Below are 26,172 nucleotides of genomic sequence, written 5' to 3'. Positions count from 1 at the left end.
ATTCACGCCGTACTTAAGACGTCTGCGCAGCATTTAGAACGCGACGCTTGTGACCGCACTGATCGACAGCGGATGCACCGGCCTGCCTGCGCCCTCAAGCATCGGGATGGTCCTTGTGGGAATGGTGGCAACGATGCTGCGCGTCAAATTCGGGATCGGCACCGGGTACCGGATCGTAGCCATGCCCGCCCCACGGATGGCAACTCAAGATCCGCTTTGCCCCCAGATAGCTGCCCTTGATCGCGCCGTGGCGTTCAAGCGCCTCAAGCGTATAGGCCGAGCAGGTTGGTTGATAGCGACACCCGTGACCGACCCAAGGGCTCAGCAGAAGGCGATAGGCGCGCACCGGCAGCGCAAGGATATGGGCGAGCGGGGTCATGTCTTCGTCTTGGCTTTTTTGTCTTTGCCGCGTGGGCGGTAGGGCAGGATCTCTAGATCATGGATCACCGCCAGCGCGGCCTCAAGATCTGCGCTCAAATCCGCGAAATCGCGCGTGACCGTGGCTTCGGGGCGACCGACAAGGACATAGTCCCACCCCGGACGACCCGCCGCAGGCAGCACCGCGCGGGCAATGTCGCGCAGCCGCCGCTTGGCGCGGTTGCGCGCCACGGCATCGCCGAGTTTTTTGGAACAGGTGAAACCGACGCGGATCAGTTCGGCAGGCGCGGGCTCTGCCGTGCCGCGTGCGCGCGCTTGGAGCAGAAACCCCGGCATGCCTTTGCGCCGGGCGCTGGCCGCGCGCAGGTAATCGGGGCGCTGCCGCAGGGTTGCGACAGGGCGGGCTGGGTCATCTGATCGGATCGCGGCCATGGGCAGGGCCCTCACGGAGTAGGTTTCGTCAAGCCATAGCTAAGTTCTGTGGTTTCGTTTCATTGATACCATGGTTACTCAAGTCCAAATGCAAGATGCTTAGTATCTGTTGCGGTCACCATCTTCACGTTTCCGTCTTCTGTCCGCTAGATAAATGTAAATCAACAATGTGCCCGAAAATCCAGTGTCAAAACCACCCCTTAGGTCCTGTTGAGTGGCCGAGACATAACCAAATAAAGACATCAATAGAATGAATATTGGCTCCCTGATTACATCCCTCACCCCACCCAATAAAACAATATAAAGAATCGCTACTAAAGGTGAAAATAAGACGACCCACTTGGCTTCAATCAGGGAAAGAGACCGATCTAGTGTCAAAATTTGAATGCCAAAAAGAACAAGAGCGGCAATCCATCTCATGGTAGTGATCGGGCCGCGGCGTGCGTTGCTTATGTTCTTACAAAGCCAGTTGGGTGAAAAATATCGCTCTTAAATACTGAAAACATGACGCAGAATACAAACGGAAACCGCCGGGGTGCAACCCGCAAACCAACCCAGAGGGTGAATCACGAGTGCCTCCGGCGGCGTCATCAAATCAGATGTAGAGTCGTCAGGCCTTAAGCCGAGAGACTCTTGCGGCCCTTGGCGCGACGGGCGTTGAGAACCTTACGTCCGGCCTTGGTCGCCATACGGGAACGAAACCCATGACGGCGGGCGCGAACGAGATTCGACGGCTGGAACGTGCGTTTCATCGTAGTCACTCCGGTTGCGGCCCCTGAACGTCAAGATTCGAAGCCTGCTATCATTCGAAGCCCGGTCTCTAGCGACCGAATCCGCTCAAGTCAATTCGGACGGTGCGGATTTTTGCGCCTTTTTATGGTAGTGACGGAAAAACGTGACCGATCACGGGGTTTTGCCCCTTCGGGCCACCACCTATCTTAACCCAAAATCGCTTGCAGTTGCGCCGAGGGGCAGGTCGGGCGTAAAGAGGCAGAAACGGGCAGTTCGGCGACGCGCTGTGGCAAATGATAGGCGGATGGCAGTGAACACTCTTTCGGGACGGTTTCTGATCCTGACGACGGTTTTCGTCGTCTTGGCCGAAGCGCTGATCCTGTTGCCTGGTCTTGCCAATTTCCGTGAGGATTATTTGCTCACACGGCTTGAGCGTGCGCAGATCGCCTCGCTTGCGCTGCTGACCACCGACACCACGATCAATCCCGATCTGGAAAAAGAGCTGCTTGCGAATGCGGGCGTGTTCAACGTGGTCTTGCGCCGCAACGCGGTGCGCCAACTGGTGCTGTCCTCACCGATTCCCTCGCCGGTGACGGAAACCTATGACCTGCGCGATTCCACGGAATGGACGCGGATTCGCGATGCGGTTCATTCGCTGTTTGATTTCGACAATAAGGTCGTGCGGGTGCTGGGTGAGCCGGTGCAGCAGGGCGGTATCGTGATCGAGGTGACGCTTGCCACTGAACCGATGCGCATCGCGATGGTGGAATACGGGCTGCGGCTGTTGTCGATTTCGGCGGTGTTCTCGGTGATTACGGCGGTGCTGCTGTTCTTGCTGGTGCGTCGCTTAATGGTGGTGCCGATCAAACGGCTGGTGGCGCATATGGCATCTTATGCCGAGGCCCCCGAGGATACGCGCCGCATTATCACGCCCGAAGCCAGTGTCGAAGAACTACGCGTCGCCGAAGAGGCTTTGGCGTCGATGCAAAAACAGCTCACGGCAGCCCTGCGCCAAAAAGAGCGTCTTGCCCAGTTGGGACGGGCGGTGGCCAAAATCAGTCACGATCTGCGTAACATCCTGACCACGGCGCAGCTTTTTGCGGATCGCATGGAAAGCTCGGAAGACCCCGGCGTGCAGCGCGCCGCGCCCAAGCTGATGGGCTCAATCGGGCGCGCGATCAACCTGTGCGAATCAACGCTCGCCTTTGGCAAAGCCGAGGAACCACCCCCCAGTTTGTCGCGCTTCATGCTGGCGGAACTGGCCAATGAGGTGCTGGAAAACGAAGACCTGCCGGGCGAGAAAACCATCGTCGAATTCATCACCGATGTGCCGCCCAATCTGGTGATCCGAGCAGATCGCGAGCAGCTGTATCGTGTGCTCAACAATCTGGTGCGCAACGCCCGTCAGGCCATCGAGGCGACCAACACGCCGGGCACGATTGAGATTGGCGCAGGCGAGACCGCCGAAGGGTGGTGGATTCGCGTGCAAGACAGCGGCCCCGGCCTACCTGCGCGGGCGCGTGACCACCTGTTCCAGCCCTTCACCGGAGGCGCGCGTAGCGGCGGCACGGGACTTGGTCTGGCAATCGCAGCCGAACTGATCCGCGGGCATGGTGGCCGCCTTGATCTGGTGCGCAGCGATGAAACCGGCACCGAGTTTCGCCTGTTCCTGCCCTCAAGCGAGGGGCTCGACTGCGCCACGGACAAGCGCACGAGTACCTAACCCCAAGCCTGCAAGGCCCAAAGCGGCTTTCTCGGATAAATTCAAAAAACACGCGCGTTTTGCCCTTGCAATGGTGCGCCACGGGGGCTAAATCGCCCCCCACGGACCCGTAGCTCAGCTGGATAGAGCACTTGACTACGAATCAAGGGGTCGGGCGTTCGAATCGCTCCGGGTCCACCATTTCCCTCTTGTCAGCCGTCAAAAAATACCGACATTCCTGTTCGGCTGGGTCAGCATTTCTTGGTTTCCGCTACGGTCAGAAAATGACGATCAGACTGCGGAGTCCCCCCCTGACACCGCAGCTGCCCGCGCGATGTCGGATTGCGAGATCCCAAAGCGGGGCGCAAACCGGTCCCGCGCCGCGATCAGGCGCGGATCATCGGGACGCAAGCCCAAGGTGCGGATGAACTCGATCCGGCTTTGGGATTTCAACGCATCGCGCGAGATCGCGGTGCCCATCATCCGGTCAATCACCTCGCCGCCGGCTGTGACATGAAACCATTTTGAGAAATCGCGGAAATGGTGCTGATTGTGCAAGGTGCTGACGTGGCGCTCGATCGCGGTTTTCTTGACGTTCACATGGGCTGTGGTGTGAAACCATTCATAAGCCAAAAAGGTTGCAGCCCCGCCAAGCGCCACGACGGCGATTGCAATATCAAGCGCATGTTCCAACCCGACCAGCGCCAAGATGCCCCACAACAACAGCGTATTGCCCAGCAGAACAGGAACGATCACCGAGAGCGGCGCAAATAGCAGCGGCCAGCAGGTGGGAAACTCGTGATGGCCATAATGCACACGATAGAGCCAGTTAAACGCCCATTGGCGCTGCGGTGGCGCCATGTGAAACACATAGCGGTGCAGTCCGTATTCATTGAGCATCTGCGCCGGAATACCCAGCAGCGCCACGGCCCAAAGCCAGCCCGGCCCCTGCGCCGTCCAGATCGCCGCCAGCACAACGAAAACAATCATCACCCAGATTGAAAGATGCGACAGCATCAGACGTGCGCGCATGGTCTCCTCCCCGGCGATCCTACGGGGATCAGCCTGCCACGGACGCGCGCAACCACAAAGCCTTTCGCGGCGTCAGTCCTGCTGCGCGGACTCGGTTACTTGTTCGCCAGCCAACTCTTCCTTGGAGGTGTCGGCATCGGCCTGATGAACCGCCCATTCGCCCTCGCCTGCGGGTCGGGGCAGTTTGTCGGCAGGCCAGTCGCGAAAGATATTCGCCTTCGAGATGAAATGCGCTGTTACCGGTGCGGTGAGAAAGATGAACACCGTCACCATTAGCTCATGCAGGCTCAGGTGATTTTGCTTGACCGCGAACCAGATCATCGAGGCGATCAGGATCGAGCCAACGCCCAGCGTCGCCGCCTTGGTCGGCGCATGCAGCCGCGTCATCGGATCGGGCAGCTTCACAAGCCCAAGCGAGCCGACAAAACCGAATATCCCGCCGATAACGAGGAAGGCCGAAATCACGATGTCCCAGATCAGTTCCATGATGCCCTCACTCGATGATATCGCCACGCAGGATGAATTTGGCAAACGCCACGGTCGCCACGAAACCGGTCATTGCGTACAGGATCGAGGCCTCGAAAAACAACGCCGTGCCCTCGTAGATGCCAAACAGCACGATCATCGCGATCGCATTGACCGCCATCGTATCGAGCGCCAGCACGCGGTCGGTCACACCGGGCGAGTTGACCACGCGGTAGAGGTTGAACAACAGCGCCGCGCAATAGCAGGCGAAGGCGAAGATCAGTGCGTAAGCGATCATTCGAAAATCTCCTTCAATCGGGCCTCGTAGCGGGTCTTGATCTCATCGCGCACCGCATCGACATCGGGCGCGTGCAGGCAATGCACCAGTAGCGAGTGACCATCGGCTGCCAATTCCGCCGTCAACGTGCCCGGCGTCATCGTGATCGTGCCAGCCAGCACGGTGATCGCCTCAGGCTCTATCAGATCAAGCGGCACCGTAACCCAAGCCGGTTGCAGTTTCGCATTGGGCATGAACAGCACGATCTTGGCGACCGTGATATTGGCCACAATGATATCCCAGATCACGACGAACATATAGTCGATAATCTTGATCGGATGGCCGATAGTGGGGTGCGCCGGCCAATAGGGCGCAGTCAGCCACGGAATCACCAACCCGACCAGCAGGCCAAACACCAGCGAGTTCAGCGTGTAGGCATTGGCCAGCAGCAGCCACACGCCGGTCAGCGTGAGCGTCAGGTAGGGGTGGGGCAGAAGCTTGCGGATCATGATGCGCCCTCCCTCAATGTGCCGCCGGGGCGTCATGCCCGGCCTGCGGTGTTGCGGTTTGCGGATGGGCTGCGGGATCGGAGGCAGCATCCCCTCCGTCCATCTTCTCCATCACTTCCATATGACCATCTGTATGCGCGCCGATTCGGGCGGCTTCTTGTGCGCGTGCCTCGGCCCCGCCCATCACCGCGTCGATATAGATCGCGGGTTGGAACAGTTGCGCCGCCGTGCCTTGCATCCAGCCGCTCACCGGACCTGCGAGAGCGGTCAGCGCCACCAGACCTGCGATCAGCACACTCGTTGCAGTGAACGCCAACGCGGGGGATGTCATGTCCTTGGGCAGATCGGGGCTTTCTTGCTCGGGAAGGCCGTAGGGGCGCCAGAAGACCTTTGAGCCCACCCGCGCAAAGCCCACGATGGCGATCAGCGAGGTGATCAAGATCGCTGCCCACAGTCCCCATTGCCCGCGCGTGGCGTCTAGGATCATCAGCTTGCCAAGGAAACCCGAGAGCGGCGGCATCCCCGCCATCGCTAGCGCGCCGACAAAGAAGAACGCCGCCATCAGCCCGTGATTGCGCATCAGCGGTGCATCGATCAGCGATAGGCCCCAACGCCCGCGCCGCTCACGCACGAGATCGGCGATCAGGAACAGCGCTGCGGCAACCAGCGTTGAATGGACCAAGTAATACAACCCCGCCGCCGTCGCCCCTTGGGTGAATTGCGCAAACGCCAACATCATGGTGCCGACCGAGCCGATCACCGAATAGGTCACCGCACGCCCCAGATCCCGCGCGCCCAGAATGCCCACCATGCCAATCACCAGTGTCACGAGCGCGGCAGGCAGCAAAAGGTCATGCGCCAGCGTGCCCGTCGTGCCGGTGATCGGAAAGATCAGCGTGTAGACCCGCACGATGGCATAGACGCCAACCTTGGTCATGATCGCAAACAGCGCCGCCACCGGGCCGGGCGCATTGGTGTAGGTTGCAGGCAGCCAGAACTGGAACGGCACCAGCGCCGCCTTGACCGCAAAGACCAGCATTAGCAGCGCCGCGCCGACCGCGATGAGCGCGGTATCATTGGCTGACATCTGGCCCACCTTCTGCGCCAGATCGGCCATGTTCAGCGTGCCCGCCACCGCATAAATCGTGCCCAGCGCAAACAGGAACAGCGTCGATCCAGCAAGGTTATAGACAACATACTGCACGCCAGATTTCAGCCGCGCCTTGCCCCCGCCATGAATCATCAACCCGTAAGAGGCAATTAGCAGAACCTCGAAGAACACGAACAGGTTGAACGCATCGCCGGTCAGGAAGGCGCCGTTGATCCCCATCATCTGGAACTGCATCAATGAGTGGAAATGCCAGCCGCGCCGGTCCCAGCCCGAGCCAATCGCGTAAAGCACCACGGTCAGCCCCAGCAAAGCGTTCAGCACCAGCATCAGCGCCGAAAGACGGTCCAGCACCAGCACGATGCCATAGGGCGGCTCCCAATCACCAAGGCGGTACACCTCGGGCGGATTGTGTGACGCTGATACCATCAGTGCGATCGCCAATATCAGCAGCGCCGACATCCCCAGAACCGATGCCACACGTTGCGTCACCAGATCGTAGCGCATCCACAAAACGATCAGCGGTGCGAGCATCGCAGGCAGCACGACCGGGGCAATAATCCAATGATCCATCATTGATCGTCCTCGCTCTCGTCAAGGTCGATCCGGTCGTTGCCCGCCTCGATAAAGGCCCCGAGCGCGAGCATCACCACCACCGCGGTCATCCCGAACGAGATCACGATCGCCGTCAGCACTAGCGCTTGCGGGATCGGGTCGGTGTAGCTGGTAACGCCATCGCGCAAGATCGGGGGTTGGTTCACCACCAGACGCCCGGTGGCGAACAGGAACACGTTCACGCCGTAAGACAGCAGCGACATCCCGATAACGACCGGGAAGGTGCGCAGCCGCAAGATCATGTAGATACCGGCAGCCGTAAGAACGCCGATGGCTGAGGAGACAAGCACTTCCATCAGTGATCCTCCTCCTTGTTTTCAATCTTGGTTTCATGGACCTGATCGCGTTCGCTCTGGGTGGCTTCCTGCCCAGCGCGTGCCGTGCTCCACCAACGCCGTGGCACCTTCGCCTCGGGCGGATAGGGCCCGGCGGCAAGCGGAGCCAGCACGCGGGCCTCGGGTTTTTCGGCGACGATATGCGCACCTTCTTCGCCGTCCTGCTCACCCATCGCGGCGCGGCGTGCGAGGCGGCTTAGCCCGCCCAGCGCCAGCATCACTGAACCGACCACGCCAAGGAACACGCCAAGGTCAAACCCGGCTGCCGTGGCGAGTTCAAACTTCTCCAGGCCCGGCAGTTTGAAATAGCCGAAATCGGACGTCAGGAACGGCATGTCATTAAAGAACGCCCCTGCGCCCGTGATCCCGGCCACCAACACACCCGAGGCGATCAGCACGTGGTAATAGACCTTCTGACGCGCCTGCGTCCAAGCAAAGCCGCTGGCCATATATTGCGTCACCAATGCAATCGCGACGACCAACCCGGCGATAAACCCGCCACCCGGCTCGTTGTGGCCACGCAGGAAGATATACAGCCCGACCACCAGCGCAATCGGCATCATCACGCGCGTTACGATCAGCAAGATCAGCGGGTGCTTGTCACCACCGCGCGCCACATCAGGCCGCCATGCAATCAGCTTGCGCGAGGACGCGCCCTGCAACAGCGTCTCGGTCAGCGCAAAGATCACCAGCGCGGCGATACCCAGTACGGTGATTTCGCCATACGTGTCATAGCCCCGGAAATCCACGAGGATTACGTTCACCACGTTATTACCGCCCGCAAGGTTATAGCTGTTTTCCAGCATGTAGCCCGACATCGGCGCAAAGGCGAAATCGCGCATGAGCAGTGCATATATCAGCCCCGACACGGCAACCCCGGCAATCACCGACAGCCCAACGTCAAAGCTGATCTTGAAGCGGCTGGATTCAATCCGCGTGACCTTGGGCAGGAAGTTCAACGCCAGCAACATCAGCACCGCCGTGACCACCTCGACCGAGATTTGCGTCAGCGCCAGATCAGGTGCCGATAGGTAGATAAACGACATCGAGACGGTCAACCCGACGATCCCGACCAACACCAGCGCCAGAATCCGATTGTGATGGAATGCCACAATGCAGACTGCCGCCGTCAATAGCAGCAGCCACGCGGTGACCGCCGCCCCGTTCACAGGTGTCAGCGCGCGTGTTTGCGGCCCCATTACGCCCGTCGTGAACGCATAAAGACCAGCCCCCACCGAAGCCACCGTGAACAGCATCAAGTAACGCGCCATCGCACCATTATGCAGCCCCTGCGTGATCCAATCCGAGAGGCCCTGCGCCTTCGCCACGATCCAGTCATAGATCACCTTGGCATCGGGGCGCGGCGTGGCATCCCACAGCCGTTGCAGCGGCGCATGCGCAGCGAGGAACAGCAAACCGCCCGTGACTGCGATGGTCGACATGATCAGCGCAGGAGTTAGACCGTGCCAGATTTTCAGGGTATGCATGTGATAGCCGCCGCCCACAACAGCATTGGTCGCCATCTGCACATAAGGCCCGGCCACAGCCATCGGGAACACCCCGATGGCCACCACCAGCACAGTCAGGAAGGCCGGGCTGAACCACATGCCGAAACTCGGATCATGCGGCGTCTTGGGCATGTCCTGACTAACGGGGCCAAAGAACGCGTGGCTGATAAAGCGAAACGCGTAAGTGGCCGAGAACAGCGCCGCCAAAGTCGCCAGCCCGGGCACGATCCAATCATTGCCCAGAAATGCGGTATGAGCGGCGGCCTCTAGCATCATCTCTTTGGACAAGAAGCCATTGAAATAGGGGATCCCCGCCATCGACAGCGCGGCAATCGTCGCAATGACAAAGGTGATCGGCATCAGCTTGCGCAACCCGCTGACGCGGGTCAAATCGCGCGTGCCTGCCTCGTGATCGACGATGCCTGCTGACATAAACAGCGCGGCCTTAAAAGTCGCGTGGTTGATGATGTGAAACACCGCCGCCAGCGCGCCCGCCTGCGTGCCAAGCCCCAGCATAAAGGTGATCAGGCCCAGATGCGAGACGGTGGAATAGGCCAGCAATGCCTTCATATCATGTTTGAAAATCGCGATCTTGGCGGCGATCAACATGGTGATCAGCCCGACGCCCGCGACGATATAAAACCATTCGGGGGTGCCAGACAGAACCGGCCACATCCGCGCCATAAGGAACAAACCCGCCTTTACCATCGTCGCCGAATGCAGATAGGCCGAGACTGGCGTGGGCGCCGCCATCGCGCGGGGCAGCCAGAAGTGGAACGGGAATTGCGCCGATTTGGTGAACGCGCCGCCAAGGATCAGCAGTAGCGCGGGCAGATACATCGGACTGGCCTGAATCGCGTCCTTATGCTTCAGGATTTCCGAGATGTCATAGCTGCCCACGATATTGCCAAGGATTAGCATCCCCGCGATCATCGAAAGCCCGCCCAAGCCAGTGACGGTCAACGCCATGCGCGCGCCTTGGCGACCTGCGGGCAGGTGCTTCCAATAGCCGATCAACAGGAATGACGATAGCGAGGTCAGCTCCCAGAAGATCAGCAAAAGCAGGATGTTGTCGGACAGCACAATGCCCACCATCGCGCCTTGGAACAGCAGCAGATAGGTATAGAACTGCCCCACCGGATCCTTGTTGGACAGGTAGTATCGCGCATAGAGAATGATCAGCAAACCGATCCCAAGGATCAGCGTTGCAAACAACATCCCCAGACCGTCAATCCAGAAGTTGATATTCAGGCCAAGCCAAGGCAGCCAGTCGATCCGGCTTTCCACGACGCCCCCCGCCAACACGGTCGGCAGATGCAGCAACAACCCCAACAGCGCGAGCGCGGTGATCACGGCAGACACAGACGCAGCATTGTTGCGCCCGGTGCGGATCAAAAGGGCGGGCAGGGCTGCACCCAGAAACGGTAGGGCGGCGATCAGGGCTGGCGACATTCTCTCTCCGGTCCGTTCTTTGGCGGGCCTTAGGCGGAGGATCCGCGTTTTGTCAGCCCCCGCAAAAGCTATCCTTTACCTGCGCAAGAGGGTCTCGCCTGTCAAGCGTAACGGGCGGAATCATCCCGAGAATCGCTATGGGCTGCGGCATTTAGCGTCACTCACGCGTGTCTTGGAATTTTTGCAATTGCAGCATTTTTTATCAAGCCACGGCGAAAATCGGCGGGAAACCGCGCTTTACGCGTCAAAAATGGGCGAGGTTGTGCAATTTTTGCATAGCTCGCCCCGTGGGGCTTGGTTTGGCTATTATACTCTCTTGAAAGTTTTATGATGCTGTGGCTATGCAATCACCAAATCGCGCTTATGTATTTGCGCGAACCTTCTGTTTATGCAGGGAAACCGATGACCTCTTCCCAGCCTGTCTCGATGTCTCGTCCGACCCGCCGCGCGCTGCTTGGCGCGGGCTCTGCGCTTGGCCTTTTGGCTTTGGCGGGCCTGCCTGCACGCCCGGCCTTGGCCCAAGATGCCGCAACGCCCGCGCCTACGACAACACCGGCGCCAGAACCTGCGCCCGCGCCTGCTGCGCCGCAGCAAGCGCCGTTTTCCTTCGATACGCTCTCGGCGGAAATGCAAAGCGAAGCAAAAGGCGAGCCGGTTGCGCCCGCAACGGCCAGTGAAGCGTTCTTGAGCCAACTGACCTATGACACCTATCGCTTGATCCGGTTTGATCCCGCAAAGGCAATCTTTGCCGATATCAAAGACACGCAATTCGAATTGCAGGCGTTCCATCTGGGCTGGCTGTTCAAAGAGCCGGTGCAAATGTTCTCGGTTGCTGACGGGCAATCCAGCCCGATGAATTTCTCGACCGATGATTTCATCTACGAGCGCGAGGCACGTAAGATCGTCCCCGAGCATGTGCCGCTTCCCGGTGTCGCAGGCTTCCGGCTGCACAGCCCGATTAACCGCCCCGATGTGATGGATGAACTGATCGCGTTCCAAGGCGCGTCCTATTTCCGCGCGCTTGGGCGTGGCTCAGCCTACGGGCTGTCTGCACGCGGTCTCGCGCTCAATACCGGGCTGTCCGTGGCCGAGGAATTCCCGCGTTTCACCCGCTTCTGGATCGAGACGCCGCAGCCCAGTGCCCAGACGATCACGGTTTATGCCGCGATGAACTCGAAATCGCTGACGGGCGCGTATCGCTTTGTCATCACGCCGGGCGAGGCGACCGCGATGGAGGTCACCGCCCGACTGTTCATCCGCGCTGACATTCCGCAACTCGGGGTCGCGCCGCTGACCTCGATGTTCCTGTACGGCCCGCGCAATCGCGCCGATTTCGACGATTATCGCCCCAAGGTTCATGACAGCGACGGGCTGGCGATCGAGCAATCGGATGGCGATCTGATCTGGCGACCGTTGCAGAACCCCGGCACACTTGCCTCGTCCTATTTTTCGGAAACCGCGCCGCGCAGCTTTGGCCTCTATCAGCGCGATCGCGATTTCGATCACTACCAAGATGCGTCGGCCCATTACGAACGCCGCCCATCGGCGCGCGTCACGCCGATGGGCGACTGGGGCAAAGGCATGATCCGGCTTGTCGAGATCCCCTCGAAGCTGGAAGTAAACGACAATATCGTCGCCTTCTGGGTCCCCGAGGCCCCCGCCAAGGCTGGCGATGCGCTGGAATTCGCCTATCGGTTGGATTGGGGCGATCTGCGCCCTAACCGTGGCGATGCGCGGGCCCATATAGATGAGACACGCGCCGGGACTGGTGGCGTCTCGGGCGTTGAGAATACCAAGGGCACCCGGAAATTTGTTATAGATTTCAATGGTGGAGAGATCGCGAACCTTCCCGCAGGAGCCGCTGACACGATTGAGGTGGTCACGCATGCGGGCAAAGGAAAAATCGTGACACAGACACTTTCTAAGGTCGAGCAAGACGGCGTGTGGCGGCTTGTGTTGGATGTTTCCGCCGATGGCGATGCGCCAGTGGAACTTTCTGCACACCTTTCGGGTTTTGGACGCAAGTTGTCTGAAACCTGGCTTTACCAGTGGAATCGATCATGAACTCATCTCTTACGCTGCCGACCGTCCCCGCAATGGCGGACCCTTTTGTTGCGATGCGCCCCTCCCCCGAGGCGCTGATTTCTGGCCCTTGCGCGCTGCCAACTGCGCCGCTTGCGATGCCGCAACAGAAAATCGAACCCGATTTGCGCCTGAGCACCCGCTTGGCCCGTTGGCTTGGCCTTGGCGGCGACGACTCGCTGCGAGGCACTACCTGACATGGGCTGGCTGGCGCACCCTCGCGGTGCCGTGCTGATCGCCCTGCGCATGCTTGCGTTGGGGTTGTCGGCGTTGGCTGGCTTTGGGGCTTTCGTGCTGTTTTTGCAATTCGGTCAGGCCGATGGCTTGCAGACCCTTGATGTCGTGCGCGCCGTGCTGATCCTGATTTCGACGCTCTGGCTTGCGTGGGGCGCGGTGCAGGCGTTGATCGGTCTGACAACGCTACCGAGTGCGCCGCGTATCGACGCAAGCGCGCCCATCAAGGGTGCGACCGTGGTGTTGGTGCCAGTCTATAACGAAGACCCGGTGTCTACGTTTTCGCGTGTGGCGGCGATGGATGCCTCGCTGGCGGCCACGGGCGAGAGGGCCAACATCCATTTCGCGATCCTGTCAGACACGCGCAACGAAGACATCGCCGCGCGCGAGGCGTTGGTTTTCGCTCATCTGGTCGAAGAGCGCGACGGGATCGGACGTTTCTTTTACCGTCGTCGGGTCAATAATATCGGTAAAAAGGCTGGCAATATCGAGGATTTCATGACGCGTTCCGGCGCGTCTTATGATTACGCGCTGATTTTGGACGCCGACAGTCTGATGGAAGGCGAGACGATCTTGCAGATGATCCGCCGGATTGAGGCTGAACCGACCCTCGGTCTGCTGCAAACTCTGCCCCGGGTGATCCGAGCGCGCTCGCGTTTCGCCCGCGCGATGCAGTTCTCGGCCAGTTTCTTCTCGCCGGTTTTCGCGCGGGGTCTGGCGATGCTTCAGGGTCGCACCGGGCCGTTCTGGGGCCATAATGCCATCGTGCGCACCCACGCGTTCGCGGAATCCTGCGGCTTGCCCGCGCTGCGCGGCACGCCGCCCTTTGGTGGCCACGTGATGAGCCACGATTACGTCGAGGCGGCGCTGCTGGCGCGCAAAGGCTGGCTGGTGCGTCTTGATGACGACCTTGAGGGTTCGTTCGAAGAAGGCCCGGAAAACATCGTTGATCACGCCAAGCGCGACCGGCGCTGGTGTCAGGGCAACCTGCAACATGCCCGCATCATCGGTGCGCCAGGGCTGCGTGGTTGGTCGCGCTTTGTGTTTGCCCAAGGCATCATGGCCTATATCGCGCCGCTGTTCTGGCTCGGCTTTCTGGCGGCATCTATCGCGGCACCGCTGTTCGTGCCGCCGCCAGATTACTTCCCCGAACCTTATTGGCCCTTCCCCTATTTTCCGCCATCCGAGGCGTCCAAGGCGATTGGTCTGGCGATTGGCGTCTTCGGACTGCTGCTGGTTCCCAAGCTGTTGATCGCTGCACGTGCGGCGCTGCTGGGTCATGCGCGCGATTTCGGCGGCGCGGCAATGGCGTTTGCCTCAACCGTTGCTGAACTGGCGTTTTCGTCGCTGACCGCGCCGGTGCTGTTGGCCTATGCCACGCGCTCGGTGTTTCAGGTGGTGATGGGGCGTGATGGTGGCTGGCCGACGAACAATCGCGGCGATGGCCGGTTAAGCGTGACCGAGGGCTTTATTGCCTCGTGGTGGATCGTCTTTATCGGCGCGAGCGGACTAGTGTCAACCTATTTTCTCGCGCCGGGTCTGCTGTTCTGGTTGCTTCCGGTGGGGCTGCCGATGCTGGCCGCGCCGTGGCTGATTTCGTGGTCGTCCAAGCCTGCGCAATCCAAACTGATGCGCGTGCCGTCCGAGACCACCCTACCCGCCGTCGTGGCGCTGCACGACCGTATCCTGACCCGCTGGGACAACGCTTTCCCCGCCCCCGATGACGCCCGCGTCGAGCCCGCCTCGGCCTCGGGCCGGAGCCCCGCCCATGCGTGATATCGCTGCCCCTCAACCCGGTGCTTTGAAATCGGTGCGCGATCTGCGGATCGACCTGTTTCGCGGCCTCGCGCTGGTGATGATCTTTGCCGATCATATTCCGGGTAATTTCTATGAGCATCTGACAACCCGCAATCTGGGCTTTTCCGACGCGGCGGAGGGGTTTGTCTTTATGTCGGGCATCGCCGCCGCGCTGGCCTATGGTCCGGCCTTGGCGCGCGGGCTGAACTGGGAGGGCACCTCGCGGCTTTGGGGGCGCGCATGGCTGCTGTATCTTGTGCATATGATGACCGCGATCTGGGCGATTGCGATTGTCTCGGCGGCGGTGCAGTTCTGGGGCGCGGACGTGATGCTGACCAAGAATGCGTTCAAGACCTTTACCACCGATCCGTTCGGCTTTCTGATTGGGATCGCAAGCCTTGGACATCAGCTGGGCTATGTGAACATCTTGCCGATGTATATGGTGCTGTTGCTGATGGCACCGGGGCTGATCCGGCTGGGACAGCGCGCACCGATGGGGCTGCTTGCGACCTCGTTCGGGCTTTGGGCTGTGGCGGGGCTGTTCCGGCTCAATCTGCCGAACTACCCGATGCCCGGCGGGTGGTTTTTCAACCCATTCGCGTGGCAGTTGGTGTTTTCTTTTGGATTGCTGACTGGGCTTGCACTGCGCCAAGGGCGGCGGCTGGTGCCTGTGCGTGGCTGGCTGATCGCGCTGGCGGCGGGCTGGTTGGTGCTAACGGCTATTTGGGTAAATTCCGACTGGATGCTGAAAAATTTCGGGCATGGTACATGGCAGTTGCGTCAGTGGGGCGTGCCGTTCTTTGTGGCCGGATTTGACAAGACGTTTGAATCGCTTCCGCGCCTGCTACATCTGTTGTCTCTGGCCTATCTCCTGTCGCTGCCCGGCATCATCCCGCAGATTGCGGCGACGCGTGCGCTGGAACCGCTGCGGATGCTGGGCCGTCATTCGCTGCCGGTTTTTGCCACGGGCACGGTGTTGGCGATTGCAGGGCAGGCTGTGAAAACGGTCCATCCCGGTGGTTTCGCGCAAGACAGCGCGCTGATCTTTGGCGGGTTGGCCGTGCAATTCGCGCTGGCCTATTTGCGCGACCGCTATGGCCCCAAGGCACTTCGCGCGGCGAAACATAAGGCCGAGGTGCCCCACACCAGCGCCACGCCAGCCCCCGCAGCGCCGCCGCAAATGCTGATCCGCGCTGCCGAATAGGCGCGGATCAAGTTGAAATCAGCCCCTCGGATTTCAGCGCCTGCTCCTTGATTGCCTTGACAGCGGCCTGCACTTTGGGCGTGCGGTGCAAATCGACATGCGTCACCAGCCAGACATTGGAATCCCAACTGTCGCAGGGCTTTACCACCTCTTCTAGCGTCGGATCAGCGCGCCCCATCGGCACGGTCAAAAAGCCCATGCCCAAACCTTGCTTGATCGCATCAACCTGCGCCTCGTGTTCATTGGCGCGAAACACGACATTCGCATCAGGCACATTTTCCGAGATCCAGCGAAAAAATGGCGCACGGCTGTCGCGATTGTCCGTCGAGACGAAGCGATGCTTTGCCATGTCTTCCTCGGAGCGCGGAATGCCGTAGCGCTCGATATAGGCGTGGCTGGCAAACAGCGTATTTTGCATCCGCCCTAATGACTGCACCACATTGTCAGGCTCGGTCGGGCGATTGCCCGCGCGGATCGCGACATGGGCCTCGCCATATTCCAGCCGGAACACGCGCAAATCGGTCAGATAGCGCAGCCGCAATTCCGGGTAATCCGCCAGCAACTTGTCCATCGCGGGCAGCACCAGAACCGAGGCTGGGGTGATCGACGTCACGATCAATTCGCCCGACACTTCTTCGCCCGCTCCGGCAAGACGCGCCGCGAGTTGGCTGAACTGATCCTCGGTCGCCTGTCCCACCGATAGCAATTGCTGGCCCGCCTCGGTCGGGGTGTAGCCGCGCGGGTGGCGTTGGAACAGCTTGGTGCCCAACTTTTCCTCCAGCGCATCGACATGGCGGATCACCGTTGCATGGTGCACGCCCAGCACCTCGGCGGCGCCCGAAACGGTGCCCACTCTCGCCACCTGAAAGGCGGTCCGAATCTCGTCCCAGCTATCTAAACCCATCTTGCGCGCTCACCTGTGCATCCACGAACGTATCCTGATCAATCATGCCAGTTGCGTTCTTTTGTGCAAGTAGCATTTATCGCCCGGAGAAGAAAACACTGCCCACACCGCGACAATCAGGAGAAATCGCATGACGACCATTCTGCGCATCGACAGTTCTATCAAGGGCGACGTGTCCGTCACGCGCCGCCTGACGGCAAAGATCGCCTCGCATCTGGGCGGAGATGTCACGCTGCGCGATGCATCCAAACTGCCGCTGATCGACGGCAACTGGATCGGTGCCGCCTATACCACCGCTGCCGATCGCAGCGACGCGCAAAAGCGACTGCTGGCGCTGTCGGACGAATTGATCGCTGAACTAAAGGCAGCAGACACGCTGGTGATTGGCATGCCGCTTTATAATTTCGGCGTCACCGGTCCGCTGAAGGCATGGATCGACATGGTCTGCCGCGTCGGAGAGACATTCCGCTACACCGAAAACGGCCCCGAGGGTCTGGTGTCCCCCAAGCGCGTGTTTATCGCCTATGCTGCGGGCGGCGTGCCGCACGGGTCGGGCTTTGATCACGCTTCGGGCTATCTGCGTCAGGTGTTGGGATTTATCGGTCTGACCGATCTGACCTTTGTCGCCGCAGAAGGTGTCGCCGCTGACGAGGCCGTCGCCATCGCCAAGGCCGAAGAACAGATTGCTGGCCTCGCCGCCTGATCCAAACCCTTCCCTTCCTGATAAGGCCCCGTGGTTGACCTATGGTTGACTCTGCGGGGCCTTTGTCCTATCCACCCCCAGATTCCCCGGAGGACTATCCCCTCCGGTCCCGGCATTCGGTCGGGATCGCCACCAGTCAGCGCGTTGCGCCCACTGGTGTGATTGTCGTTTGTCTGGCCCTGTTTATGGAGGTGCCCATGTTTGAAAGTCTATCAGAACGCCTAGGTGGCGTATTCGACCGGCTCACCAAGCAAGGTGCGCTGTCCGCCGATGACGTGAAAACCGCCCTGCGCGAAGTGCGCACCGCGCTGCTTGAGGCCGACGTTTCGCTGCCCGTTGCACGCCAGTTCGTGAAATCGGTCGAGGGCAAGGCGACTGGCGCGTCGGTGACCAAATCGGTGACGCCGGGCCAGCAGGTCGTCAAGATCGTGCATGACGAGCTGATCGCGATGCTTTCGGGCGATGGCCCAGCCGATGCGCTAAAAATCGACAACCCGCCTGCGCCGATCCTGATGGTCGGCTTGCAAGGCTCGGGGAAAACCACAACGACCGCGAAACTCGCCAAACGGCTGAAGGATCGCGAAGGCAAGCGGGTGCTAATGGCCTCGCTGGACACCAACCGCCCCGCCGCAATGGAGCAGTTGCAAATTCTCGGCACCCAGATTGGTGTTGATACGCTGCCGATCATCAAGGGCGAGAACGCCGTCCAGATCGCCAAGCGCGCCAAGCAACAGGCGACGCTGGGTGGTTATGACGTTTACATGCTCGACACCGCCGGGCGCTTGCATATCGACGAAGTCCTTATGGACGAGGTGCAGGCGGTTCGTGACGTGGCGAACCCGCGCGAAACCCTGCTGGTCGTCGATGGCCTGACCGGTCAGGACGCGGTGAATGTCGCGACCGAGTTCGACCAAAAAGTGGGCGTTTCGGGCGTCGTGCTGACGCGGATGGATGGCGACGGGCGCGGTGGTGCGGCGCTGTCGATGCGCGCGGTCACGGGCAAGCCGATCCGCTTTGTCGGTCTTGGCGAAAAGATGGACGCGCTTGAGACCTTTGAGGCCGAGCGCGTCGCCGGCCGTATCCTTGGCATGGGCGATATCGTCGCGCTGGTCGAGCGCGCGCAGGAAACGCTGGAACAGGAACAAGCCGAGCGCATGGCCAAGCGCTTTCAAAAGGGCCTGTTCAACATGAACGACATGAAAGGCCAGCTTGATCAAATGCTCAAGATGGGCGGGATGCAGGGCGTGATGGGCATGATGCCGGGCATGGCAAAATACGCCAAGCAGGCCGAAGATGCGGGCCTCAACGACAAGACGATCACCCACCAGATCGCGCTGATCAACTCGATGACCAAGAAAGAGCGCGCCAATCCGCAAATCCTGCAAGCGAGCCGCAAAAAGCGGATCGCGGCGGGCTCGGGCTTGGAAGTGTCTGACCTGAACAAGCTGCTCAAGATGCACCGCCAGATGTCGGACCAGATGAAAAAGCTGTCCAAGATGGGCAAGGGCGGGATGCTCAAGCAGGCGATGAAAATGATGGGCGGCAAGGGCGGCACGCCCGATCTGGCCAATATGGACCCCGCCGAGCTGGAAGCCGCCGCTAAGGCGATGGGTGGCAAGCTGCCCAAAGGCGGGCTTGGCGGTTTGGGCGGCGCGTTGCCTCCGGGCCTGTCGGGCTTTGGAAAGAAGAACTGAGCCGATGACCGACCCCACCATCCGCGCAGCCGAACTGCTGGCAGAGCATCGTGACAGCATCGACCGGCTTGATGCCGTGCTGATCTACACCTTGGCCGAGCGGTTCGCCCAGACCAAGGCCGTGGGTAAGCTCAAGGCGGAACACGCACTGCCCCCGTCCGACCCCGCCCGCGAGGCCACGCAAATTGCGCGGCTTGAAACGCTGGCACAGCAATCCGGGCTCGACCCGGAATTCGCCAAGAAATTCCTGACCTTCGTGATCTCGGAAGTGATCCGTCACCACGAAAAACTACAGAAATAACACCAGAAATGACGGGCCAATTCCGCCCATCACCAGCCATCTAAAGGAGATAACGCAATGGCTATGAAGATCCGTCTTGCCCGTGGGGGCTCCAAGAAGCGCCCGTTCTATTCGATCGTCGCTACCGACTCGCGCATGCCGCGCGACGGTCGCTTCCTCGAAAAGCTGGGCACCTACAACCCGCTGCTCGCCAAAGACAGCGAAGAGCGCGTGAAAATGGACATGGAGCGCGTGAAATACTGGCTCGAAAAGGGCGCCCAGCCCACCGACCGTATCGCACGTTTTCTTGAAGCGGCTGGTGCCGTTGCCAAGACCGAGCGCAAGAACCTGAAAAAAGCGGTTCCCGGTAAAAAAGCCACCGAACGCGCCGAGCAGAAAGCAGCCAAAGAAGCCGAAGCTAACGCTCCGGCCGAAGAGCCTGCTGCCGAGGCTTCGGCGGAATAAGTCGCCAATTGCGATGGCTGGCGGGCCGGGCAGAAATGCCCGGCCCCTACCCGTTTTTTCGGCATTAAGGAGCGCGTCATGTCCCCTTTCGAGCGCATCTGTGTGGGCGCCATCGCTGGCGCGTTCGGCGTGCAGGGCGAGGTTCGCATCAAAAGTTTTTGCACCGAACCCGAAGACATCGCCAATTACACGCCGCTTTATAGCGAAGACGGCACGCGGGAATTTTCCGTTAAGCTGACCCGCCCAATCACCAACGGGCTGGGCGCGCGTATCTCCGGCGTGGCAACCAAAGAACAGGCCGATGCCCTGCGCGGCGTCACGCTTTGGGCGGATCGCGACAAGCTGCCCTCGCTACCTGATGACGAATTCTACCACGCCGATCTGATCGGGCTAGAGGTCGTCGATACCGGCGGCGCGAAAGTCGGCAAGGTCCATGCGGTGCACAACCACGGCGCGGGCGATATTCTGGAAATCAACGCGCTGGGGCGCAAAACGGTGCTGCTGCTGCCCTTTACTAAGGCCATCGTGCCGACAGTTGATCTGGCCGCCGCACGCATCGTCATCGATCCGCCCGAGGATCTGTAACAGATGCGCGTGATCGTTCATGCGGGGTTTCACAAAACCGGCAGCTCGACGATTCAGGCCATTTTGCGCGAGGCGCGCGACCGACTTCCCGATTGGGTTTTCGGGCTGCGCTATGATATTGCAGGAATTTCGCGCGCCGCACGTCATGTCTCGATCAATGGTGATCCGCTGGAGCTTGGCCTGTTCAAGGCTGCGCTGGCCGATTGGCTGGGCGAGCAGCGGCGCGACGCCAGCGGCATTGTCATCTCGAACGAGCGGATCATGGGCGCGATGCCGGGCGATCCGAACGTCACCAGTTACGCGATCGCGCCGATCCTGCTGGGTGCAATGCGCGATGTGATCCAGAAACAACTGGGAAAATCGGTCGATCTGAAGTTTTACTTAGCCACCCGCGATCCCGCCGCATGGATCGACAGTCTGCACTGGCAGCAGGTGCGCACCAGCTCCCTGACCGAGACGCAGGCCGCCTTTCGCGCGCGCATCGCGCCGCATTTCGATATTGAAAAGGTGCTGGCCGAGACCCGCGCCGCATTGGGGGACACGCCGCTCATCGTGCGTGCGCTTGAAGACACCAGATCGCTGCCCGAGGGCCCGATATCGCCCCTGCTTGATTTGATGGGCCTCAGCCCGACAGAGCGCGCGCAGATCAAACCGGCGCAGCCCCATAACGCGCGCCCGCGCGGCGTCGACCTGACCACCTTGGCCGATTCCTTGGCGACGATCAACGCGCAGGGCTTATCGAGCGATGCGGCTGAGCAGGCCAAGCGTGAGATCATGCGCGTAGCATGGCGTGAGGACGCAAAATTGAGGGCCGAACATGAGTGATACCCCCCCGCTGGCGCGTAAATCGCACGGCCGCCTGAGCATCTCGGCGAACCGCCAGCCGCGCTCGTTGATGGATGAGCCGCCGCGCATCAAGGGTGCGTGGACCGCGAAAATTGTGACGCTGTTTCCCGATGCATTTCCGGGCACACTTGGGATTAGCCTGCTGGGGAAGGCGCGCGAATTGGGGCTTTGGGCGCTGGAAACGATTGATCTGCGCCCGTTCGGGATTGGCAAGCATCTCAATGTCGATGACACGCCCGCAGGCGGCGGCGCAGGCATGGTGCTGCGCGCCGATGTGGTTGGGGCGGCACTGACGCAAGCCGCGATCGGCACACCGAAAGACCGCGCACTTTGGCCGGTGGTTTACCTGTCGCCGCGCGGCGCTCCGCTGACACAGGCGATGGCGCAGCGCTATGCGCAGGCCGAGGGCATGACCCTGCTTTGCGGGCGATTCGAGGGCGTGGATGAGCGCGTGCTGGAGCAGTTCGGCATCGAAGAGGTCAGCATCGGGGATTTCGTGCTGACCGGGGGTGAAGTGGCCGCGCAAGTGCTGATCGACGCGACCGTGCGGCTGATCCCCGGCGTGTTGGGCAATGCCGAGTCTGCGGTGGAAGAGAGCCATTCCAATGGCTTGCTGGAGCATCCGCAATATACCAAACCCGCCGAATGGGAAGGCCGCGCGATCCCCGAAGTGCTGATGTCAGGCCATCACGGCAAGATCGAAAAATGGCGTCACGGGATGAGCGAAGCACTGACCCGCGCTCGCCGCCCTGATCTTTGGGCGCAATACCTGCAAAAACAGGGCAAATCGGATGACGGCGAGGCTTGATTTCACCCCGGTTTGGCCGTATCAGCGCCAAGTCTGGACCGGAATCGGTCTTCGGACTCTTTGACTGTGGCTTGCGGACGGCCCTCTTCGCCCCCGAAACCACCGCAGTCCAAGACCAAAGCGAAAGACGACCTGAACTCTCCCGGCGGGCGAGGCCTTGCGATCAAGGCACGAACCCGATGAAGACCCGGAGCTCTGAGGCGGCGATAAACCTTCACGGGAAAAACCGTGAGCTTATGAAAGGACTTGCGATGAACCTGATCGCGCAGATCGAGGCGGAACAAATCGCCGCACTCGAAAAGACCATCCCTGATTTTAAGGCCGGCGACACCGTTCGCGTGGGCTACAAAGTGACCGAGGGCACCCGCTCGCGCGTTCAGATGTACGAAGGCGTGTGCATCGCGCGCAAAGGCGGGGCAACGTTGGCCGCTTCGTTCACCGTGCGCAAGATCTCGTTCGGCGAGGGCGTGGAGCGTGTGTTCCCGCTGTATTCGACCAACATCGACTCGATCGAAGTGGTCCGCCGCGGTCGCGTGCGTCGCGCCAAGCTGTATTACCTGCGCACCCGTCGCGGTAAATCGGCCCGTATCGCCGAAGACACCAACTACAAAGCCAAAGCGTAAGGAGCGGGACTATGAAAGCCGAAACCCATCCCGACTACCACATGATCACCGTCAAAATGACCGACGGGACCGAGTACCAGACGCGCACCACTTGGGGCGCCGAGGGTGCGACCATGACGCTCGACATCGACCCGACCTCGCACCCGGCGTGGAACGGTGGCAGCTCGCGCCTGATGGATACCGGCGGTCGTGTGTCGAAGTTCAAAAACAAATATGCTGGCCTCGGCTTCTAAGCCTGAGCGCATATTTTTCGAATCAAGGGCGCCTTTCGTGGCGCCCTTTTTCGTCACTGGATAAGAGAGAGTTGAGGCGATGACCTGCCACTAAGCACTCATCCAGCCATGACCAGAACCCGGTTGCTATTGCTTCGCTAGGAAAGAGGGACCGAAATTTCAGCTTCAAAAGGTCCAGTTTTCAGCTAGCAGAGCAGGCCGAAGGTAGTGCGCCACAAGCTTAGGTTGACTAATCTTCCCTGATTTCATCTTATCGCATGACGCTTCCTAGGATAAGATGATCTCATGAATAACTTGCTAATCGGCCCTGATGCGCATGCTCGATTCCTTCTTCAATCCTTGAAAGCACATGAAGGCCGAGGCAAGCTCCTAGCTGCCAACACTCCGATCATCGAGGGCATTCGACTGTCGAATGATTCTGCCGGCAAGGTGAAGGGGCACTATGAATCGATTGGCGGAGAGATGTTGTCACTTTCGATGCAGCATAGCAGCTCGGTGGCACCTAAATGGCAAGCGCTGCATATTTCTCTGGGCGAAATGAATCTAAACGGCTCGCTATTGCTCGGCATACTCATAAAAAGCAGATCTCCATCATCACTGACCACGAAAATCTGCCTGCGCTCTGGGAAAGATGGAGACTTCCAAGATGTATTTTTTTCCAAAACGATGGTATCATTTGGGCAGGTAAGCGCCCATCTAGATGTTCTTGAATTCGACAAAAATCCTACTTTGCCGCACCAGGTCCAGTGGCGGGACTTGATTTTATTTTTCCGCCCGGGCGAGGTGAATATTAACCTTCTCGACATTCGCTTATTCGTCGTATGAGAATCCATTGAGCGAACAAACCAAAATGGCTCAACATGAAGACTTGGCGATCGTTATCCCGGTTTGGAATATACCAAAAGATCTTGCTTTTTTGTTGGCGCAAATCTCACGTATTAATATATTTTCTGAAGTTATCGTATGTGACGATGCTTCTGATATAGATTGCAACCCCGAGAACCTCGGTTTCACTTCGGAAACTCTCGGCGCTCATCTTACGTATCTTTGGTCGCCTGAACAACGTGGTGCGGGGGCCGCGAGGAATGTCGGACTGGCCGCCGTTAAAGCAAAGAACGTGTTATTCTTTGATGCTGATGATCATCTATCTGAGAACCTCCCTCTGATCTGGCAACGTCACATTCGAGACAAAATTCCAGATTTTACGATCTTTCGACATGCTGACTCACGGATTTTAGATACGGAGCGCCGCGAAGCCTCATTCGTTGCAGATGAACGGCAATGGGAAATCGCTTTGGGTGAAAATGACGAGAGGCTCTTAGATCGAGAGCAGAGCGCTCATTTGTGCACAATCAGCGCATATCCTTGGAATAAAATATATCGCACTGATTTTCTACGGTCGCAAAAAATATATTGTTCGGAGACGCCAGTGCATAATGATATACGCCTACATTGGCTAAGTTTTCTCAAAGCCCGTTCCATCTTGGCCGTACGTAAAATCGGAGCAATACATATCGTTGGTGAAAGGGACCGTCATCTGACCACTCGTCGCGGAGAAGATCGTCTCTGTATAAATGAGATATTAGAAGATCTGACGAATTCGATTCGAAGAAATCAGAGTGACGTTATATTTATGCGTCACTTCATATATTTTGTGGATATAATTTGCCGCTGGAATCTGAATCACGTCGACGATGATATACTCGATCGATTTATTGAGCTGACCATGACAGCGTACCTGCGCTTTCACCCAGATGAATTTCGTGTTTTTGCTTTGTGGCAGCCAAAAAAAGCAGAAGAAATTGTGAAATTCCTCCTTCGCGAGGGTGTATGACATCATGCCCGAAATTAGCTTCATCGTAACAACATATAACATAGAAAGTTACATTCAAAAATGTCTGACAAGCTTGTCAATGGTCGTCCGCCCCGGGGATCAGGTAATTCTAATTGATGATGGATCGACGGACGCCACAGAGATCATAATTCGTGAATTCTCGAAAGATACGGGCTTTATAGGCGGTGTCGAGGTGAATTATATTTTCCTTGGGGCGAATACGTTTGGTGGCGTCGGAATCGCCGGCAATATCGGATTAAGAGAAGCGTCACGCAACACAGTTTTTTTTGTTGATGGGGATGACTGGCTTGACGGCGATGCATTTCGAGAGGCTCGAAGCTATTGGGCGTTACATGAAGTCGACATCATGTTCACAAATTATAAAGAATACGATCAGAAGAATGACACGTATAAGAAACCTTCTGATTCACCGCGCTGGAGTAATATTGATCGCGGTGCCAGTTTGGAAGACCTTTGCCAAGCCGCACTTTCCTTCATTGCGGTCCCTTGGAGAAAATTTTACCGCCGGGAACTTCTTATTGAAAACGGAATCTTCTTCCCAGAAGGGGCTTTCTTCTTCGAGGACAACCCTTTTCATTGGGATGTGTGCCTTCACGCCAACAGCATTGGCTTCTTCGATAAAGTGACATGCTACCATCGGATCAATCGCCCTGGCCAAACTATGACTTCAACCGGAGTGGAGTTGGCAGCCTTTTTTGTTCATTTTGATACAATTCTGGAAAAGATCGAAGAGAGTCGTGTAGATCTAAAAGCTAGCCTGTCGCGCTGGCTTTTAGCAAATATGACATGGCAGATAGGAAGGATCTCGGAACCAGCCCTCTATATCTATTTTTCACAAGCTTCCAAAGCGTTGCGTAAAATTGACTCAACCGTTTGGGAGGAAGATCTTGCCCCGACAGAATGTTCAAAAAATATTTGGGTGACTGCGAACAGGCTTAGGGATGGTGATATTTGGGGGGTAATTGATCAATGGAAACTTGATCGAATTAGAAGCTCGATGATTGAATTGCGAAGAATTTCTATGGATACTTTGAATTTGACGCGTGAGAATAAAAGTATGCTTCAAGGCGCCAATGCGGCTTCTCTATTTGAATCTATCGCTCGCCAGAAGCGTAATTAGATCATGTTGACGAAAGGCGCACCCAGAGGCGGATGGATGTGATGTCCATGAAGCCCAGGAAACTCTCGGCCGTTTTGTCGTAGCGGGTTGCGACGCGGCGTGCGTTCTTGAGCTTGCTGAAGCACCGCTTGACCAAGTTGCGCAAGGAATGCAGCGAATGATCGACACCGACGCGCATCTTGCGTGATTTGCGC

28 protein-coding genes, 1 tRNA gene and 1 pseudogene are annotated in these 26,172 nt (G+C 58.9%); 18 read left to right on the top strand and 12 right to left on the bottom strand.

The annotated features are described in order from the left end of the window. Positions 1-94: 94 nt before the first annotated feature. From yidD to rpmH, 3 genes are all read right to left on the bottom strand, one after another. Positions 95-379 carry a membrane protein insertion efficiency factor YidD gene (yidD, locus tag ACN0SD_RS16900; RefSeq protein ID WP_417809394.1) on the bottom strand — a complete coding sequence of 95 codons (285 nt, stop codon included), beginning with the start codon at positions 377-379 and terminating at the stop codon, positions 95-97. Continuing rightward, entirely contained in the window at positions 376-810 is a 435-nt protein-coding gene (rnpA, locus tag ACN0SD_RS16895; RefSeq protein WP_417809393.1) for a ribonuclease P protein component, read from the bottom strand. The genes yidD and rnpA overlap by 4 nt, the downstream gene beginning before the upstream one ends. Positions 811-1,427: 617 nt before the next feature. Continuing rightward, complete coding sequence (gene rpmH / locus ACN0SD_RS16890) at positions 1,428-1,562, bottom strand: 50S ribosomal protein L34 (RefSeq protein ID WP_074854838.1); 135 nt, start codon at positions 1,560-1,562, stop codon at positions 1,428-1,430. Between the two features lie 284 nt (positions 1,563-1,846). Between rpmH and ACN0SD_RS16885 the strand changes: the two genes are divergently transcribed. Both ACN0SD_RS16885 and ACN0SD_RS16880 read left to right on the top strand, forming a co-directional pair. Next, positions 1,847-3,265, top strand: coding sequence for a sensor histidine kinase (locus ACN0SD_RS16885; protein ID WP_417809392.1), 1,419 nt, complete (start codon positions 1,847-1,849; stop codon positions 3,263-3,265). 103 nt (positions 3,266-3,368) lie between these two features. Next, positions 3,369-3,445 (top strand) — tRNA-Arg (locus tag ACN0SD_RS16880). Positions 3,446-3,535: 90 nt separating this feature from the next. On the opposite strand, the gene ACN0SD_RS16875 is transcribed toward ACN0SD_RS16880, so the two are convergent. From ACN0SD_RS16875 to ACN0SD_RS16845, 7 genes are all read right to left on the bottom strand, one after another. Then, positions 3,536-4,276, bottom strand: coding sequence for a sterol desaturase family protein (locus ACN0SD_RS16875; protein ID WP_417809391.1), 741 nt, complete (start codon positions 4,274-4,276; stop codon positions 3,536-3,538). A 72-nt stretch (positions 4,277-4,348) separates the two neighbouring features. Further along, entirely contained in the window at positions 4,349-4,762 is a 414-nt protein-coding gene (locus tag ACN0SD_RS16870) for a Na+/H+ antiporter subunit G (protein ID WP_417809390.1), read from the bottom strand. A gap of 7 nt (positions 4,763-4,769) precedes the next feature. Further along, the gene (locus tag ACN0SD_RS16865; RefSeq protein WP_417809389.1) at positions 4,770-5,039 is read right to left on the bottom strand and encodes a K+/H+ antiporter subunit F; all 270 of its coding nucleotides are present in this window, start codon (positions 5,037-5,039) and stop codon (positions 4,770-4,772) included. Continuing rightward, positions 5,036-5,527 carry a Na+/H+ antiporter subunit E gene (locus ACN0SD_RS16860; protein ID WP_417809388.1) on the bottom strand — a complete coding sequence of 164 codons (492 nt, stop codon included), beginning with the start codon at positions 5,525-5,527 and terminating at the stop codon, positions 5,036-5,038. The genes ACN0SD_RS16865 and ACN0SD_RS16860 overlap by 4 nt, the downstream gene beginning before the upstream one ends. A gap of 13 nt (positions 5,528-5,540) precedes the next feature. Beyond that, positions 5,541-7,208, bottom strand: a complete 1,668-nt coding sequence (locus tag ACN0SD_RS16855) for a monovalent cation/H+ antiporter subunit D (RefSeq protein ID WP_417809387.1) — start codon at positions 7,206-7,208, stop codon at positions 5,541-5,543. Beyond that, on the bottom strand, positions 7,208-7,546 hold the full coding sequence (locus tag ACN0SD_RS16850) for a Na+/H+ antiporter subunit C (protein ID WP_417809386.1): 339 nt from the start codon (positions 7,544-7,546) through the stop codon (positions 7,208-7,210). The genes ACN0SD_RS16855 and ACN0SD_RS16850 overlap by 1 nt, the downstream gene beginning before the upstream one ends. After that, on the bottom strand, positions 7,546-10,545 hold the full coding sequence (locus ACN0SD_RS16845) for a monovalent cation/H+ antiporter subunit A (protein ID WP_417809385.1): 3,000 nt from the start codon (positions 10,543-10,545) through the stop codon (positions 7,546-7,548). The genes ACN0SD_RS16850 and ACN0SD_RS16845 overlap by 1 nt, the downstream gene beginning before the upstream one ends. Before the next feature lie 402 nt (positions 10,546-10,947). Here ACN0SD_RS16845 and ACN0SD_RS16840 point away from each other — a divergent pair, with 402 nt between their 5' ends. Genes ACN0SD_RS16840 through ACN0SD_RS16825 form a run of 4 tightly spaced genes read left to right on the top strand, consistent with a single transcriptional unit; the run spans position 10,948 to position 15,862 of the window. After that, positions 10,948-12,609, top strand: coding sequence for a glucan biosynthesis protein (locus ACN0SD_RS16840; RefSeq protein WP_417809384.1), 1,662 nt, complete (start codon positions 10,948-10,950; stop codon positions 12,607-12,609). After that, positions 12,606-12,824, top strand: coding sequence for a hypothetical protein (locus ACN0SD_RS16835; RefSeq protein ID WP_417809383.1), 219 nt, complete (start codon positions 12,606-12,608; stop codon positions 12,822-12,824). Before ACN0SD_RS16840 ends, ACN0SD_RS16835 begins: the two co-directional genes overlap by 4 nt. Position 12,825: 1 nt before the next feature. Then, the gene (gene mdoH / locus ACN0SD_RS16830) at positions 12,826-14,637 is read left to right on the top strand and encodes a glucans biosynthesis glucosyltransferase MdoH (RefSeq protein WP_417809382.1); all 1,812 of its coding nucleotides are present in this window, start codon (positions 12,826-12,828) and stop codon (positions 14,635-14,637) included. Further along, positions 14,630-15,862, top strand: coding sequence for an OpgC family protein (locus ACN0SD_RS16825; RefSeq protein ID WP_417809381.1), 1,233 nt, complete (start codon positions 14,630-14,632; stop codon positions 15,860-15,862). The genes mdoH and ACN0SD_RS16825 overlap by 8 nt, the downstream gene beginning before the upstream one ends. A 7-nt stretch (positions 15,863-15,869) precedes the next feature. Here ACN0SD_RS16825 and ACN0SD_RS16820 read toward each other — a convergent pair whose 3' ends face one another. Then, positions 15,870-16,766 carry a LysR family transcriptional regulator gene (locus ACN0SD_RS16820; RefSeq protein ID WP_417809380.1) on the bottom strand — a complete coding sequence of 299 codons (897 nt, stop codon included), beginning with the start codon at positions 16,764-16,766 and terminating at the stop codon, positions 15,870-15,872. A gap of 130 nt (positions 16,767-16,896) precedes the next feature. On the opposite strand from ACN0SD_RS16820, the gene ACN0SD_RS16815 reads away from it, so the two are divergent. The 12 genes from ACN0SD_RS16815 (at position 16,897) to ACN0SD_RS16760 (ending at position 25,978) form a co-directional block, all read left to right on the top strand. Beyond that, entirely contained in the window at positions 16,897-17,469 is a 573-nt protein-coding gene (locus ACN0SD_RS16815; protein WP_417809379.1) for an FMN-dependent NADH-azoreductase, read from the top strand. A gap of 197 nt (positions 17,470-17,666) precedes the next feature. Beyond that, positions 17,667-19,163 (top strand): signal recognition particle protein, encoded by a 1,497-nt coding sequence (gene ffh / locus ACN0SD_RS16810; RefSeq protein WP_417809378.1) that lies wholly within the window; start codon positions 17,667-17,669, stop codon positions 19,161-19,163. 4 nt (positions 19,164-19,167) lie between these two features. Beyond that, positions 19,168-19,464 (top strand): chorismate mutase, encoded by a 297-nt coding sequence (locus ACN0SD_RS16805; protein WP_417809377.1) that lies wholly within the window; start codon positions 19,168-19,170, stop codon positions 19,462-19,464. A gap of 57 nt (positions 19,465-19,521) precedes the next feature. After that, positions 19,522-19,908, top strand: coding sequence for a 30S ribosomal protein S16 (gene rpsP / locus ACN0SD_RS16800; RefSeq protein ID WP_417809376.1), 387 nt, complete (start codon positions 19,522-19,524; stop codon positions 19,906-19,908). A gap of 78 nt (positions 19,909-19,986) precedes the next feature. Further along, positions 19,987-20,493: a ribosome maturation factor RimM gene (rimM, locus tag ACN0SD_RS16795; protein WP_417809375.1), complete on the top strand. Its 507-nt coding sequence runs from the start codon at positions 19,987-19,989 to the stop codon at positions 20,491-20,493. A gap of 3 nt (positions 20,494-20,496) precedes the next feature. Then, entirely contained in the window at positions 20,497-21,318 is an 822-nt protein-coding gene (locus ACN0SD_RS16790; RefSeq protein WP_417809374.1) for a hypothetical protein, read from the top strand. Beyond that, the gene (trmD, locus tag ACN0SD_RS16785) at positions 21,311-22,147 is read left to right on the top strand and encodes a tRNA (guanosine(37)-N1)-methyltransferase TrmD (protein WP_417809373.1); all 837 of its coding nucleotides are present in this window, start codon (positions 21,311-21,313) and stop codon (positions 22,145-22,147) included. The genes ACN0SD_RS16790 and trmD overlap by 8 nt, the downstream gene beginning before the upstream one ends. A gap of 251 nt (positions 22,148-22,398) precedes the next feature. Further along, positions 22,399-22,770: a 50S ribosomal protein L19 gene (rplS, locus tag ACN0SD_RS16780; protein ID WP_038128337.1), complete on the top strand. Its 372-nt coding sequence runs from the start codon at positions 22,399-22,401 to the stop codon at positions 22,768-22,770. 11 nt (positions 22,771-22,781) lie between these two features. Further along, positions 22,782-23,003 carry a 50S ribosomal protein L31 gene (rpmE, locus tag ACN0SD_RS16775; RefSeq protein ID WP_417809372.1) on the top strand — a complete coding sequence of 74 codons (222 nt, stop codon included), beginning with the start codon at positions 22,782-22,784 and terminating at the stop codon, positions 23,001-23,003. A 285-nt stretch (positions 23,004-23,288) separates the two neighbouring features. Next, positions 23,289-23,828, top strand: coding sequence for a hypothetical protein (locus ACN0SD_RS16770; RefSeq protein ID WP_417809371.1), 540 nt, complete (start codon positions 23,289-23,291; stop codon positions 23,826-23,828). A 7-nt stretch (positions 23,829-23,835) separates the two neighbouring features. Further along, complete coding sequence (locus ACN0SD_RS16765; RefSeq protein WP_417809370.1) at positions 23,836-24,837, top strand: glycosyltransferase family 2 protein; 1,002 nt, start codon at positions 23,836-23,838, stop codon at positions 24,835-24,837. Positions 24,838-24,841: 4 nt separating this feature from the next. Next, positions 24,842-25,978: a glycosyltransferase family 2 protein gene (locus ACN0SD_RS16760; RefSeq protein WP_417809369.1), complete on the top strand. Its 1,137-nt coding sequence runs from the start codon at positions 24,842-24,844 to the stop codon at positions 25,976-25,978. Between the two features lies 1 nt (position 25,979). On the opposite strand, the pseudogene ACN0SD_RS16755 reads toward ACN0SD_RS16760, so the two are convergent. Further along, a pseudogene (locus ACN0SD_RS16755) lies at positions 25,980-26,172 on the bottom strand (IS5/IS1182 family transposase); the annotation flags it as partial.

The organism is Thioclava sp., from assembly GCF_048263065.1.
GTDB lineage: Bacteria > Pseudomonadota > Alphaproteobacteria > Rhodobacterales > Rhodobacteraceae > Thioclava.
The sequence above is the reverse complement of the archived record's forward strand: the minus strand, read 5'-3'. Positions and strand labels throughout refer to the sequence as shown.